General features: G+C 65.1%; 11 protein-coding genes and 1 pseudogene. 7 read left to right on the forward strand and 5 right to left on the reverse strand.

Features of this window, described 5'->3' with window-relative positions:
• The first annotated feature begins 59 nt into the window (after positions 1–59).
• Both QO034_RS07820 and QO034_RS07825 read left to right on the forward strand, forming a co-directional pair.
• Positions 60–590, forward strand: a complete 531-nt coding sequence (locus QO034_RS07820; protein WP_284484956.1) for a TRAP transporter small permease — start codon at positions 60–62, stop codon at positions 588–590.
• Positions 587–1,846, forward strand: a complete 1,260-nt coding sequence (locus QO034_RS07825) for a TRAP transporter large permease (RefSeq protein ID WP_284484957.1) — start codon at positions 587–589, stop codon at positions 1,844–1,846. Before QO034_RS07820 ends, QO034_RS07825 begins: the two co-directional genes overlap by 4 nt.
• Here the strand turns inward: QO034_RS07825 and QO034_RS07830 are convergent.
• Together QO034_RS07830 and QO034_RS07835 are read right to left on the reverse strand one after the other, a co-directional pair.
• Positions 1,843–2,787, reverse strand: a complete 945-nt coding sequence (locus QO034_RS07830; RefSeq protein ID WP_284484958.1) for a LysR family transcriptional regulator — start codon at positions 2,785–2,787, stop codon at positions 1,843–1,845. The genes QO034_RS07825 and QO034_RS07830 overlap by 4 nt on opposite strands.
• On the reverse strand, positions 2,784–3,578 hold the full coding sequence (locus tag QO034_RS07835) for an aspartate dehydrogenase (protein WP_284484959.1): 795 nt from the start codon (positions 3,576–3,578) through the stop codon (positions 2,784–2,786). Before QO034_RS07835 ends, QO034_RS07830 begins: the two co-directional genes overlap by 4 nt.
• A gap of 98 nt (positions 3,579–3,676) precedes the next feature.
• Here QO034_RS07835 and QO034_RS07840 point away from each other — a divergent pair, with 98 nt between their 5' ends.
• From QO034_RS07840 to QO034_RS07850, 3 genes are all read left to right on the forward strand, one after another.
• Complete coding sequence (locus tag QO034_RS07840; protein ID WP_284484960.1) at positions 3,677–5,791, forward strand: xanthine dehydrogenase family protein molybdopterin-binding subunit; 2,115 nt, start codon at positions 3,677–3,679, stop codon at positions 5,789–5,791.
• Positions 5,788–6,741, forward strand: a complete 954-nt coding sequence (locus QO034_RS07845; RefSeq protein ID WP_284484961.1) for a dihydrodipicolinate synthase family protein — start codon at positions 5,788–5,790, stop codon at positions 6,739–6,741. The genes QO034_RS07840 and QO034_RS07845 overlap by 4 nt, the downstream gene beginning before the upstream one ends.
• A gap of 149 nt (positions 6,742–6,890) precedes the next feature.
• The gene (locus QO034_RS07850; protein ID WP_284484962.1) at positions 6,891–7,901 is read left to right on the forward strand and encodes a hypothetical protein; all 1,011 of its coding nucleotides are present in this window, start codon (positions 6,891–6,893) and stop codon (positions 7,899–7,901) included.
• 67 nt (positions 7,902–7,968) lie between these two features.
• Here the strand turns inward: QO034_RS07850 and QO034_RS07855 are convergent, their stop codons facing one another.
• A complete protein-coding gene (locus QO034_RS07855) occupies positions 7,969–8,583 on the reverse strand; it encodes a hypothetical protein (RefSeq protein ID WP_284484963.1) in 615 nt (204 codons plus the stop codon).
• Between the two features lie 190 nt (positions 8,584–8,773).
• On the opposite strand from QO034_RS07855, the gene QO034_RS07860 reads away from it, so the two are divergent.
• A complete protein-coding gene (locus QO034_RS07860) occupies positions 8,774–10,066 on the forward strand; it encodes an O-acetylhomoserine aminocarboxypropyltransferase/cysteine synthase family protein (protein WP_284484964.1) in 1,293 nt (430 codons plus the stop codon).
• A gap of 37 nt (positions 10,067–10,103) precedes the next feature.
• Here the strand turns inward: QO034_RS07860 and QO034_RS07865 are convergent, their stop codons facing one another.
• Entirely contained in the window at positions 10,104–10,811 is a 708-nt protein-coding gene (locus QO034_RS07865) for an SIMPL domain-containing protein (protein ID WP_284484965.1), read from the reverse strand.
• Between the two features lie 159 nt (positions 10,812–10,970).
• On the opposite strand from QO034_RS07865, the gene QO034_RS07870 reads away from it, so the two are divergent.
• Positions 10,971–13,370 (forward strand): hypothetical protein, encoded by a 2,400-nt coding sequence (locus QO034_RS07870; RefSeq protein WP_284484966.1) that lies wholly within the window; start codon positions 10,971–10,973, stop codon positions 13,368–13,370.
• Between the two features lie 153 nt (positions 13,371–13,523).
• Here QO034_RS07870 and QO034_RS07875 read toward each other — a convergent pair.
• Positions 13,524–13,739, reverse strand: a pseudogene (locus QO034_RS07875) (4-hydroxyphenylpyruvate dioxygenase); the annotation flags it as partial.
• Positions 13,740–13,849: the final 110 nt, after the last annotated feature.

Raw genomic sequence — 13,849 nt, forward strand, 5'->3', positions numbered from 1 at the left:
ACTGTTCAGGACGGCGGGCCGGTGACTCCGGCCCGCTTTCCGCATCGGGGTTTCAGAACATGCTGTATCAGGCATCACGGATCTGGGCGCGGATCGAAATCGTCTGCGCCGCCGGGCTCGCGGCATCCGTGACCGGGCTGATCCTGTTCAACGTGGTGACGCGCGCCGCGGGCAACGCCATCTACTGGGTCGACGAGGCGGCGATCTACGCGATGGTCTGGATGACCTTTCTCGCCGCGTCCGCCGCGCTGCACTATCGCAGTTCCGTCGCCGTCACGGTCGTCGCGGACCTGGTGCCGCCCGGCCTGCGCCGGATCATGGACCGGGCCGTCGATCTCGCGACATTCGTTTTCGCCTGCCTGATGATCTGGGTTTGCCTGCGCTGGTTCATGCCGTTGGAACTGGCCGGCGCGGGATGGGACGTGAAGACGTTCCAGGGGGCGACCTTCAATTTCATCTATGCCGAACCCACCAATACGCTCGGGATCAGGAAGGTCTGGGTCTGGCTGGTGGTGGTCCTGTTCACCTTCGGCGCGTTTCTGCATTCCGCCGCGAACCTGCTGTCGCGGGACCGGAGCATGCCCGCATGACCCCGTTCCTCTTCGTCATCCTCATGTTCGCCTCGGTTCCGATTGCGCTGGTCCTGGCCCTGACCGCGCTCTGGTATATCCACGAAAGCGGCAATACGGTGCTTTATGACAGCTTCGGCCAACAGATGTTCGCCGGGGTCGAGAATTACGGATTGCTGGCGATCCCGCTGTTCATCCTCACCGGCGAGTTGATGAACGAAGGCGGCATGACCAAGCGGCTGGTGCAGGCGGCGCGAGTCTTCGTCGGCGGATTTCGCGGCGGGCTGGCCTATATCAACCTGCTGGCCAACATGTTCATGGCCGCCATCATCGGATCGGCGGCCAGCCAGATCGCGGTGATGAGCCGGGCGATGGTCCCGGCGATGACGAAGGAAGGCTACGATCCGGGCTTTGCCGCCGCCTCGACGGCGGCCGGGGGATTGCTCGCGCCGGTGATTCCGCCATCCATGCTGTTCGTGATCTACGGAGTGCTGGCGCAACTGCCGATTGGCGACCTGTTCATCGCCGGAATCATTCCGGGCCTGATCCTGGCCCTGGCCTTCCTTGTCGTCATCTCGGCCATCGGCCTCGTCCGCCAGTTCCCGAAAGGCGAATGGATGACCCTGCCCGACGCCCTGCGCGCCTTGCGCAACGCCCTGCCGGCCTTTCTCATCCCCCTGGCGATTGTCGGCGGCATTCTTTTCGGGATAGCCACGCCGACCGAAAGCGCCGCCATCGCATCGCTGATCGCCTTTGCAATCGGCTGGCTGGTCTATCGCGAAATCACCCCGCGGGATCTCGGGGCGATGTTCATGCGCACCGCGACCAATTCCTCGCTGGTGATTTTCATGATCGCCGCCGCCAATGTCTTCGGATGGGTGGTGATCTACGAAGAACTGCCGCAGACCCTGGCGGCGTTCATTTCGACCGTCACCTCGGACCCGTTCACCTTTCTGCTGATCGTCAACCTGTGCCTCTTGTTCGTCGGAATGCTGATCGACGGCATCGCGGCGCTGATCCTGGTCACGCCGATCCTGTTGCCGATCGCGATGAATTCCTATGACATCGACCCGTTCCAGTTCGGCGTCGTGATCAGCCTCAACCTCGTGCTCGGCCTGCTGACCCCGCCGGTCGGCGTCGGGCTCTACATCGCCTCGGCCATGTCCGGCGTGCGCCCCTTCACGATTTTCGCGGCGCTCTGGCCGTTCCTGCTCGCGGTGTTTCTGGTCCTGATCCTGCTGAGCTATTTCCCGATCCTGAGCACCGCGCTGATCTAGAGAGCGCCGCCGATATCAGCCAGCGTCCGGATGAACGCCTGTGCCGCGGGCGACAGCGACCCGCGGCGGCGAAAGGACACGCCGACCGGCCCGGTGCCGACGGGCACCGTCCAGGCCAGCTGGGCGAACCCGCCGGAGTCCAGATCAGCCCGCGCCACATGGCTGGGAACCACCGAGATCAGATCGCTGGCCAGCACCAGGGCCCGGTTGGTGAGGTAGGACACGGATTCGACCACCCGCCTGGGAGCGGTGTCCGACCACCTGTCGAAATACTGGTCCAGTTGCCGGCGCAGCGTGGTTTCCGGGGGCGGCAGGATCCAGCCATAGCCGGCCATGTCCTCTGCCGTCACGGCCGACCGAGCCGCCAGCGGATGCCCGGCCTGGACGATTGCGACGATCCTTTCCTCGTAGAGCGTCATCTGGTCCAGATCGCCGCGATAGCGATGGGTCGGCAAGCGTCCGACGACAAGGTCGAGTTCTCCGGCCCGCAGGGCGGGCATCAGAACCTCGTTCGTGCCCTCGACGACCTTCACAACCAGATCGGGCCGCTCGCGCAGGATCGTTTCTATCGCTATCGGCAGGACACGCGCCGAAGCCGCCAGCAAGGTCCCGACGACGACCCGGCCCGCAGTGCCTTCGGCCAGATCGTCCAGTTCCTGCGCCGCATGAGCGATCTGGGCGAACACCAGCTTGCCGTTGCGGATCAGGGAATCCCCGAACATGGTCGGAACCACGCCGCGATTGGTGCGGGTGAACAGCTGCACCTCGAAATCCGTTTCCAGATCCTGGATCATCTTGGTGGCGGCGGGCTGGCTCAGGTTCATCTCGCGCGCCGCATGCAGGATGCTGCCGTGCCGTTCGACCGCGATCAGCAGGCGCAACTGCTTGAGTTTCAGGCGCGTCAGCACCCGTTCGACAATGCGCGACGGTTTCCGGCTCATCCGAAGACGATCCTTTCCTCGCGGTTCAGGATCGTGCGCACGACGCTCATCGCGGTCAGTGCCGACGACTTCGGATTGTCCGGCATCCCCTTGCCCGCGATCGTAAAGTTCAGTTCACCGAAATCGCCGCGCGCGCTGATCTCATGGGTGTTCCGGGTCGTTGTCGGATCCGCGATCAACCGCGCCCCTGTCCGGTCGAACCCCAGCCCGGCCAGGGCGACGCTGGCGGCGACATTCGCATTCTTTGGATAGGTCAGGGCGCAGTCGCGGGCCGAACCGTCGAAATGCACCGCCGGTTCAGACAGGTTCCGCAGATCCAGACGCTTCTCGGCGGGCGATCCGGCCCAGCCGGACGGCGGTTTGCGGCCCGTGTAGCGAACCTCTTCCAGCCTGCCGGCGGAGGCCGCGGACAGCGCGTCAAGCGCCCCGATCGCGCCGCTGGCCAGGTGCAGGCGGCTGCCGCCGGCCCGAGCCGCCTCGGCGAGTTCCGCCCGCAAGCCGTCATCGGCGAGCGCGCCGATCGACACGGTCACAAGCGGCAGGCCGCGCCGCAGAACCCCGGCCCCGTGGTCCCGCAGGCCAGCGTGCCCGGCACAATCCACGACCACGTCCAGCCCGACGGGAAGCCGCGAAACCTCGGCAAGGAACGGAACCTCTCCGAACACGGCCCGTGCCGCATTCTCGCGCCCCGGCCGGCCGATGACCGCGGCCACGCGAAAACGCGAAGAGGTCGCCGCCATCCGCACGTAGCTTGCAACGGCCCCGTATCCGATCACCGCGATGGTCTGCATCTTCTGTTATCCCTTTTCGCTATACCCAGTTCGTGAGCTTCTATTTGTTCTGATATCAGCCGCATGGTCAACTCGCTTCGAAAGCGACAGGATACCCCGTGCCAGCCAGACGCAAATTCATCGGACAAGCGGTGCCAGGCCAGGAAGGCGACAGCCTTCCGCGCGGGGCGGGCCTGTTCGCTGGCGATGTCGCGCTGGACATGCCGCTGATACTGCATTTTCTGCGCAGTCCGATGGCGCAGGAAGGGATCGAAATCGGCGGCGTGGCCGAGGCTGCCCAGATGCCGGGCGTCCATGCGGTGCATCTGGGCACCGATGTGAAGACTCTCGGGAATTTGTCTGTCAATCCGGTTCTGCCCCTGGCCCACGTGCCGGATTTTCCCATCCTGGCGACGGATCGTGTCGCGGCGGTCGGGCAGCCGATTGCCGCGATCCTCGCCGACACGGTGGAACAGGCCGCCGATGCAGCCGAACGGATCGAGGTCGATTTCACCGGACCACGGCGGATTGACGAACAGACGGTGGCCCGGCAACACTGGACCACCGCCGGAGCGGACGCCGCTTTTGGCAAGGCCGTGCATGTGGTTCGCGCGCGCGTCGCCCATCCGGTGCTGGCCCCGTCCCCGATGGAGCCGCGCACCATCGCCGTGCGCTACCACCCCGACACCGGCTCCGTCACGGTCTGGCATTCGACGCAGACACCGCACCGCAGCAAATCCGCCCTGGCGCAGATACTCGGAATCGATCCCGAAAGACTGCGCGTCATAGCGCCGGATGTCGGAGGCGCGTTCGGCATGAAGGGATCCGTCTATCCCGAAGAGATCCTGGCCGTCTGGGCCGCCCTTCACCATCGCCGCGACGTGCGTTGGGTCGCCACCCGGTCCGAAGAGTTCCTGTCCGCCACTCACGGCCGGGGACTGACCAGCACCGGCGAGCTGGCCATCGACGCGGAGGGACGGTTCCTCGCCCTGCGCGCCGCCATCGAGGCCCCGCTGGGCCATTGGGTGCCCAACAGCGGGTTGATCCCGGCCTGGAACGCGGCGCGGGTGCTGCCCTGTGGCTATGATATCGCAGAGATCGACGTGACCACGTTGGCGCGGATCACGCCGCATCCGCCGCGCGGCATCTATCGCGGGGCCGGACGGCCCGAGGCCAATGCCCTGATGGAGCGGCTGGTGGACGAAGCGGCGTGGCTTACGGGACTCGATCCCGTCGATCTGCGCCGCAGGAACCTGCTCGCGCCGGACCGGTTCCCGCATGACACGGCGACGGGCAACAGGCTCGACAGCGGCGGTTACGCGGCGGTTCTGGATGCGCTCGCGGAAAAGGGCGGATATGCCGCCGCGCTGGCCGCGCGCGATGTGGCACGGTCCAGGGGCGATCTGTCCGGTGTCGGCGTCGCCTTTTATGTCGAACCTTCGGGTGAAGGCTGGGAAAGCGCGCGGGTGACACTGCACGCGGACAGGGCAGAGATCGCCAGCGGGTCCAGCGCGCAGGGCCAGTGGCGCAAGACCGCCTTCGCCCAGATCGCGGCCCAGGCGCTCGATCTGCCGATCTCGGCGGTGACGGTGCGCTATGGCGACACGGAGACCTGTCCGGCGGGCATCGGGGCCCTGGCGAGCCGCAGTACGCCCATCGGCGGCAGCGCGGTCCTGGTCGCCTGCCGCGAGGCGATGCACCGCAGGGATTCGGGAGAGGCGCTGCCGATCACCGTCGAAACCCGCTATGAAAACGATGGCCAGGCCTGGGGATATGGCGCCTATCTCGTTTGTCTGACAATCGATCGCGATACCGGTCACGTCAAACTGGAGCGCATCACCTGTGTGGACGACACCGGAACGGTCGTGAACCCGGAACTCGTTCGGGGACAGATTCTCGGCGGCATCGCGCAGGGATTGGGCGAAGCCTTGATGGAAGACCTGCGTTTCGACGAGGACTTCCAACTGCTCACCGGGTCCTTCATGGACTACGCCATGCCGCGCGCCACGGATATTCCCCCGATCGCCATCCACAGCCTTCGGACGGAGTCGCCGATGAACCCGCTCGGGGCCAAGGGCGTCGGCGAAGCCGGCACCATCGGCGCGCCCGCCGCCATTCTCAACGCGGCGCTGGATGCGCTGGCGCCGCTGGGCGTGACCGATTTGACCATGCCGCTGACGCCCTGCAAGGTCTGGCAGGCGATGCAAGATGCTTCAACGGGATCAGGAACATGAACTACAGCCGACTCGACGCCAAGGATCATGCCCGCGACCACATGCGCGGAATCTGGGCCGCCGCGCTCAACCCGTTCCGCCCGGACTTCACGCTGGACGAAGACGGCCTGCGCGCCAACATCCGCCACTGGATCGACGATCTGGACATCCAGGGGCTGTTCATCGCCGGCAAGCAGGGCGAGTTCTTTTCAATGTCGGTCCCTGAACGCAAACGCAATTTCGAGATCGCGGTCGACGAATGCGCCGGCAGGGCGGGCACGATCATGTCCTGTTCGGATCAGAATTTCGACACGGTCATCGAGCTTGCGAAACATGCTCAGGCCTGCGGCGCCGACTACATCGTCGTTCATGCGCCGATGCTGCATTTCGTGACCGATCCCGACGACACGGTTTACAACTACTACAAGACCATCTGCGAACAGGTCGATATCGGCATCGCCATGTGGAGCCATCCGGACAGCGGATACCTGATGTCGCCCGAGTTGTGCGCCCGCGTGGCGGAACTGCCCAACATCGTGGCGATCAAGTATTCCGTCCCGCGCGAGATGTATGTGCGGCTGACCCGCCTCGTCGGCGACAAGATCCATGTCTCCACGGCGTCCGAGGCCGAATGGCTCGACAACATCATCGAACTGGACTGGAAGCTCTACCTCTGCTCTTCGCCCCCCTACCAGATCCAGAGCAAGGTGGACCAGAGGATGAACGACTACACGCGACTGGCGTTGGACGGTAAATTCGACGAGGCGCGCGCGGTGTCGCAAAGCCTGCAACCCGTGCGCGACGCATTCGGGGCGTCCCGACCCGGCGGCAAACCGCAGGCGCACGGCAAATACTGGCAGGAACTTCTGGGTCAGGTGGGCGGACCGGTGCGTCCGCCCCTGCTGCAATTGACCGATGCGGAAAAGGCCACGATCCGACAGGCTTTCGAAACCTGCGGACTGCGGGTCTGATCCGGGGCCGCGTTTCCCGCACAGGGCCGGGGGTGCTGTAGCACGGTTTTGCCTCAGTCGCGATCTGGCCCCACCCGCGGCGGAAATGTCGGGCTTTCTGTCCCCCGCCATTCGCCCTACAGTAGAGTTCCCGGCAGGACAGGTCTGGAATGGACACGGCACAGGAACAGGCGTCTCGCCAACCGTTCAACATCATGGTCATCGGTCAGGCCGGGCGGCTGCAATACGAGGCGGTCCTGTTCGCGGCCTCGCTGCGCCATGGGTCCGCCGGCTTTCCGGGCCGCCTCTTCGTCGCGACCCCGCAGCCCGGACCGGCGTGGGACAGGGATCCGAGCATTCAGAGCGCCGAGGTTCTGGACGTCCTGAACGATCTGGGGGCCGAAATCCTGCCCTTTGCCAATCATGCCTTCGGCCAGAGCTATCCCTACGGCAACAAGATCGAGGCGCTGCTGGCCCTGCCGGAGAACGAACCTTTCGTGTTCTTTGACACGGACACGTTGTTGACCGGCGACATCATGTCGGTGCCTTTCGATTTCCGGAAACCCGGCGCTTCGCTGCGCCGGGAAGGCACCTGGCCGAAACCCACGCTCTACGGGCCGGGCTATGCCGCGATCTGGAAATCGCTCTACGACCGATTCGGGCTGGACTTCGAGACCAGCCTCGATCCCGACCAGCCCGACGAATTCTGGGGCCGCTATCTCTATTTCAATGCCGGGTTTTTCTTCGGCGCCTGCCCCAGACGATTCGGGGAACGGTATCTGGAATACGCGCTGTCGATCCGGGATTCTCCCCCGGCCGAACTGGATTGCCAAAGCCTCGACCCCTGGCTCGATCAGATCACGTTGCCGCTGGTGATTCATTCCTTCGGCGGCGGCCGGGACGCGTTGCCCGACGGCCTGCTGGACGGAAGCATCAGCTGCCACTACCGGCTTTTTCCCTTGCTCTATGCACGCGAGAGCGACCATGTGATCGAGGTCTTGCACGCGATCGCCGCACCGAACCGGATCAAGAAAGTGCTGAAATCCCACGAACCGATCAAGCGGATGGTCTATCAGGGCCGCGGGGCCAAGGTGCGGGCGCTGTTCGACCGGGACAACCTGCCCCGGCGCGAACAGGCGATCCGGAACCGGATCAAGTCCGCGGGCCTGTGGATGCGCTGACCCGGCGAACGAAAAAGACCGCCGGAACCGGCGGTCTTGATACTTTCATCTCGCGTCAGGATGCGGTTCAGGCGGCTTTCGCCAGCAGGGTGTATGTGGACAGCAGTTCGCCCTGCACCTGTGCACGCATGATCTTGCCGGAATCGTCGCGCTTGCTCTTCGCACCGGCGGCGCGCTTGATCAGGCGGCCCAACTGCTGGTTCAAGGGCGCGCGCGCGCGGAACGCCCGCTTCGGATTGTCGTCGGCAACGCCGACAGCCATCTGGTAAAGACTGTTGAATTCTGCGTCCTGCGCGGCCTTCTTCATCACGTTCCCGATGAAATGTTCGTCGAAATCGCCATCCGCATCGACCTTCCGGGCCAGGTTGACCGCGTAGTCCAGAACCGCGCGCTTGGCTTTCAGGCGTTCGGCCAGCGGATTGCCGGCGGGCGCGGCCTCCATGACGTGGTTTTCCACGATCTTCTGCAGGAACGGCGCGACATCCATTCCGGCGGCCTTGGCTTCGGCCGCCACGAATTTCCGCACCCCGGTTTCCAGAATGAACGACATCTTGTTCGCCTCGGCGATACGTTTGCGTTTCTCCAGGCGTTTTGCCGCCATCTTCGCCTTGTTCCGTACAGGGGCGGCTTCACCGGCGGCGGGGGTTTCCTCGGCGGCGGATTTCTCGGAATTCTGGACCATACGGGCCTCCTTTGTTCAGTCTATGTTCCTTTACTCCAGGCCAACCGGCCCGTCAACATAGTTGCACACTATGTTGACGGGCCAAGCCGCCAAAATCGTTCGCGCACAAGGAAGGAAAAGCGCGGCAGTTGTCAGACCCAGGACAATGGCATAGGTCTGGGCGCAATACAGAAAATCAGGGAGACCTCAGATGACCGACAGCCCGACCTACGGCTTTGACACGCTTCAGATTCACGCGGGCGCCCGCCCCGATCCGGCGACCGGCGCGCGGCAGACGCCGATCTACCAGACGACCGCCTATGTCTTCCGCGACGCGGATCATGCGGCGGCGCTCTTCAATTTGCAGGAAGTCGGTTACATCTACTCGCGCCTGACGAACCCGACGGTCGCGGTGCTGCAGGAACGCGTCGCGACGCTGGAAGGCGGCGTCGGCGCGGTCTGCTGTTCGTCCGGCCACGCGGCGCAGATCATGGCGCTGTTCCCGCTGATGCAGCCGGGGCGGAACATCGTCGCCTCGACGCGGCTCTACGGCGGCACGGTCACGCAGTTCAGCCAGACGATCAAGCGGTTCGGCTGGTCGGCCACCTTCGTCGACTTCGACGATCTGGACGCGGTGAAGGCCGCGATCAACGACGATACCCGCGCGGTCTTCTGCGAATCCATCGCCAACCCCGGCGGCTACATCACGGATCTGGACGCGATCTCCGCGATCACCGACGCCGCCGGAATTCCGCTGATCGTGGACAACACCAGCGCCACACCCTACCTGTGCCGCCCGATCGAACACGGCGCGACGCTGGTCGTCCATTCCACCACCAAATACCTGACCGGCAACGGCACGGTCACGGGCGGCTGCATCGTCGATTCGGGCAAGTTCGACTGGTCCGCGAGCGACAAGTTCCCGTCCCTGTCGACCCCCGAACCCGCCTACCACGGGCTGAAATTTCACGAAACCTTCGGGCCGCTGGCCTTCACCTTCCACAGCATCGCCATCGGGCTGCGCGATCTGGGCATGACGATGAACCCGCAGGCGGCGCATTATACGCTCATGGGTATCGAAACGCTGAGCCTTCGGATGCAGCGCCACGTGGAGAACGCCGAAAAGGTCGCCGTCTGGCTCGAAAACGATCCGCGCGTGGATTACGTGACCTACGCCGGACTGAAGTCATCGCCCTATTTCGACCGGGTCAAGACAATCTGTCCCAAGGGGGCCGGAGGCCTGTTCACCTTCGCGGTGAAGGGCGGCTATGACGCCTGCGTGAAGCTGGTCAATGCGCTGGAGATTTTCAGCCATGTGGCCAATCTCGGGGATACGCGGTCGCTGGTCATTCACTCGGCGAGCACGACCCATCGGCAATTGAATGCCGAACAGCAGGAAGCGGCGGGCGCCGGCCCCGGCGTGGTGCGGATCTCGATCGGGATCGAGGACCCGGCGGACCTGATCGCGGATCTGGATCAGGCCCTGAGCAAGGCCACCGCCTGAAACAGCGCGGGGCCGCCCCGCGCGGCCCCGGCATGGGCTAGTCGGCGATGGCGAAGACCATCGAAACATTGGCCGACACCGTGATCTCGCCTGCCGCCACCGGCACGGAACTTTCGCGCGCTGCGGCCATGTTCATCATCATGGGCCGGCTGCCGCCACCGCCATGTTCCGCGATCGACACGACCGGACCCAGCGTCACGCCAGCGGCCTCGGCAAGCAACCCGGCGGCGGCGATGGCGTCCTTCACGGCCGCCGCGCGGGCCTGTTCCTGCAACGGGTCCATTTCCTGGACGCCAAACTGCAACCCGTTGAAATCATTCGCTCCGTCAGAGATCACACCGTCCAGAACCGGACCGAGCGCGTCAAGGTCGCGGACACGCACCGTCACCATGTTGCTGGCGACGAAACCGGTGATCTTCGCCGGTCCCGAGGCGGAACCGCCGCGGTTGGACCAAACCGGGTTGAGCGCCAGACGCTGCGTCTGAACATCCCGCGCCGCGATGCCCATCCCCGTCAGCCGCTCCAGCATCTGCGCAACGGCGGACGACGTTGCCGCCATCGCGACCTCGGCGTCTTCCGACTCGTTCGTGACGCCCAGCGTCAGCGTCGCCATGTCGGGCACGGCTTCGACCTGCCCTTCGCCGGTCACGGTAATCTGCCGTGGCGGCGCGTCGGCCCAACCGTTGCCGGCCAGCGCCAGAGTCATTGCCGCGGCACAGAGTGCCAGCCCCATTTTCGATTGCATGTTAAACGCCCTCCTTCGGTCTTGCGCGATCTTGCGCCTGCTTCCGCCGGCTCTGCAAGTGGTCGCCTTGCTTTTCCTTTTCCTCGGCGGTTGGCTGCTCTAGACTTCGCCGCAGGAAACGCCATGCCGGCGTCAGAATTCGAACGGACCAATCGCTGAATGAAACCCGAATTTGCGCTTTCCCTGTCGTTCGAGGGCATCTCCCTGCTCTTTCGTGAACCGGAAGGGTGGCGCAGCATTGGCGATGTGGATATCGACGCCGAGGATCTGGACGCGGCGCTTGCTGCGCTTCGCGCCAAGGCGCTGGCGCTTTCACCGGATGGCGTGGCTTGCGGGATCGTCATTCCCAACGACCAGATCCGCTATCTGACCGTCGAGACAGGATCGTTCGAAGGCGAAACCCGGCGAGAAATGGCGCGGGCCGCGCTGGAAGGGGCGACCCCCTACGACGTGGCCGATCTTGTCTTCGACCTCTCCTTTGACGGCGACCGGACCCATATAGCTGCGGTGGCGCGGGAAACGCTTCAGGAGGCGGAAGCTTTCGCAGAGACGCATGGTTTCCAGCCCCTCCGGTTCTTCGCCCGCCCCGGCGACATGCCGTTTGCCGGAGAGCCGGATTTCGGACCGGCGAAGCCGGTGCCCGTTGACGCCCCCGCAGAGCCTGCGGAAATGATCGTCGAGACCCCGAAAAAGCCGGATCTTCCCGAAGCCGCCCAGGCAGGGCCGGAGTCTTCCGACGACCGCCCGGCGGCCGCAGAATCCGCGCCGGAATCCACCGAACCGGACAATGCCGGGGAGACGGGCATAGCGGCGGCTGAGCAGGATGCCGAAACAGCGACGCCGACCGGCACGGCAAGCGCCGGTTTCGCGAGTCGGCGCCGGAAACCCGACGAGGACACCGCCGCTCCGGCCCTGGCCGGCGCGACGCGCGATCCAGCCCCGCAACGCGCGGAGCGGAAACCCGATAGCGCCACCGCCGATCCGGCCGGTTCCAAGCCCGCCGTGACGCCGGAGCCGGCGGACGATCCTGTCGCGGAACCCGAAATCCCGGCGACCGTGGCCGTCAAGAAGAATCCCGTGACGCAATTCCTGAGCCGACGCAGGAAACGGGGCGAAGGCGGCCAACCGAAGCCACGCCGCGTTCCCCCTGCCGCGCCCGCGCCCGAATTTGAAACCAGGGACGAAACCGAACGCATGACGGTTTTCGGCGCCCGGCAACGGAATGCGGTTGGCGGCAAGCCCCGGCATCTCGGATTGATCCTGACGGCGGGACTTCTGTTCTTCCTGGCCGTGGTGGCGGCCTGGTCACTCCTGTTCACGGGGGAACCGGTGTCGGTTCGTGACGACCCCGCGCCCGAGAACGAACAGGCCGCAGCGGCACCGCCTCCGCGCGCGCCGGACGTGCAGACCACGGCACCCGGACTGTCGCCTACGGACGACGGGACATCCGAGACTACCGAGACGGCGCAGAACGCGACCCCGGATCAAATGCCGTTGACGACCGCCCCGGAACAGCCGACGGACGAAGATGTCACAACGGATACCACCCCGGCCAGTCGTGCGCTGACCGACACTGATTCCGCCGTTCTGGACGCTTTGCAGGACGATGGAGAACCGGATACCGCCGATCCAGCGGCGGACTATGCGGAGTCCGGGGTCTGGACAGAGCCGCCAGAGCCGATGGATCCGCCGGCCGCCAGTTCGCTGGACGACCTGTACGAAGTTTCGATCGATCGGAGGGATCTGGCGCAGGACGCCATCGCGATCCCGCCGCAAACCAGCTTTGCAACCGATCAGACGCTCGCCGCGCTGTCGCCGCCCGCCGCCGCCGGAACCGCCTTTGAACTGGGCGATGACGGTCTGGTGCAGCCCACCGCAGCCGGGGCGCTCAATCCGGACGGCATCCTCGTCTACCTGGGCCGCCCGCCCGTGGTGCCGCCCGCGACCCCGACGCGGTTCGACGCCGAGCCGGCAGAGGCAGAGGCAGAGATCCGGCGCGACCGGCTGGCGCTGTTGCGTCCCAGCGTCAGACCCGAGGACCTCGTGGAACAGACGGAACGGTCGCAACTGGGCGGCCTGACGCTGGAAGAACTGGGCCGGGTCAGGCCGAAACTGCGGCCGGAAGGCGTTCAGCAGCAACCCGAGATCGACGAGACTCCGACCGCACAGGCCGTTGCCCGATCACGCGTGCCCAGCGCGCGGCCGCGGGATTTCGCCGGCAAGGTGCAAAAGGCGCAGCGCGAGCAAGCCGGTCCGTCCGAACAGGTGGCGACCGCGACCATCGCGCCGCGCACCGTGACCCCGAAAATTCCGTCCTCGGCATCCGTGGCGCGCCAGGCGACGTTGGACAACGCGATCAATCTGCGCCGTATCAACCTGATCGGAGTCTACGGCACCGCCTCGAACCGCCGCGCGCTGGTCCGGCTGCCCAGCGGGCGCTACCAGAAGGTCAAGGTCGGAGACCGCATCGACGGCGGGCGGATCGTCGCGATCGGCGACAGCGAATTGCGCTATCAGAAAAGCGGCCGGAACACGACGCTCAAGATTCCGAGCGGCTGACCGCTTTCGCGGCGGAACCGGGCCGCATGAAAACGCCGCAGGTCCGACACCTGCGGCGCTTTTCCTTCCGGCGGCTCCAGGGCCGCCGGCCTGCCATTTCCGGACCTGTTCGACAGTGATTTCGCCACTTTCGATCTGCTCTTGCTCGATGCTTTCGACGTTGAGCACATAGGTTATGCCGCCCTGCTGCCACAGTTCGACATTGCCGGTCATGCGACGGGCCGTCAAAGCATGGCTCATGCGGGTGGAAAGCAAGCGCAGTTCCCCCGGCTCGGGATGCGCGAATTCAACGCATTCAAAACCATCCGTTCCAGCCGGGTTTTCCTCGCTGATCGCCGACCTGGGGGCGTTGTGCGAAAAAGAGCCCATATGCGCGTCTCCTGTTGATGACCCTGTTCGCTCTGCTAGATATGAACAAAGAACCCTCGGTTTCTGCGCGTTTTCGATGCTGTTATGAAAATACGGCGCGCAAAACGAGC

The sequence above is a fragment of the Sedimentitalea xiamensis genome (assembly GCF_030164465.1).
Taxonomy (GTDB): domain Bacteria; phylum Pseudomonadota; class Alphaproteobacteria; order Rhodobacterales; family Rhodobacteraceae; genus Sedimentitalea; species Sedimentitalea xiamensis.

Bases quoted from the DNA above. Each gene is read 5' to 3' on its own strand.
- QO034_RS07845 (WP_284484961.1), top strand. From the start codon at position 5,788: ATGAACTACAGCCGACTCGACGCCAAGGATCATGCCCGCGACCACATG.
- QO034_RS07820 (WP_284484956.1), top strand. From the start codon at position 60: ATGCTGTATCAGGCATCACGGATCTGGGCGCGGATCGAAATCGTCTGC.
- QO034_RS07870 (WP_284484966.1), top strand. From the start codon at position 10,971: ATGAAACCCGAATTTGCGCTTTCCCTGTCGTTCGAGGGCATCTCCCTG.
- QO034_RS07835 (WP_284484959.1), bottom strand. From the start codon at position 3,578: ATGCAGACCATCGCGGTGATCGGATACGGGGCCGTTGCAAGCTACGTG.
- QO034_RS07830 (WP_284484958.1), bottom strand. From the start codon at position 2,787: ATGAGCCGGAAACCGTCGCGCATTGTCGAACGGGTGCTGACGCGCCTG.
- QO034_RS07850 (WP_284484962.1), top strand. From the start codon at position 6,891: ATGGACACGGCACAGGAACAGGCGTCTCGCCAACCGTTCAACATCATG.
- QO034_RS07865 (WP_284484965.1), bottom strand. From the start codon at position 10,811: ATGCAATCGAAAATGGGGCTGGCACTCTGTGCCGCGGCAATGACTCTG.
- QO034_RS07855 (WP_284484963.1), bottom strand. From the start codon at position 8,583: ATGGTCCAGAATTCCGAGAAATCCGCCGCCGAGGAAACCCCCGCCGCC.
- QO034_RS07825 (WP_284484957.1), top strand. From the start codon at position 587: ATGACCCCGTTCCTCTTCGTCATCCTCATGTTCGCCTCGGTTCCGATT.
- QO034_RS07860 (WP_284484964.1), top strand. From the start codon at position 8,774: ATGACCGACAGCCCGACCTACGGCTTTGACACGCTTCAGATTCACGCG.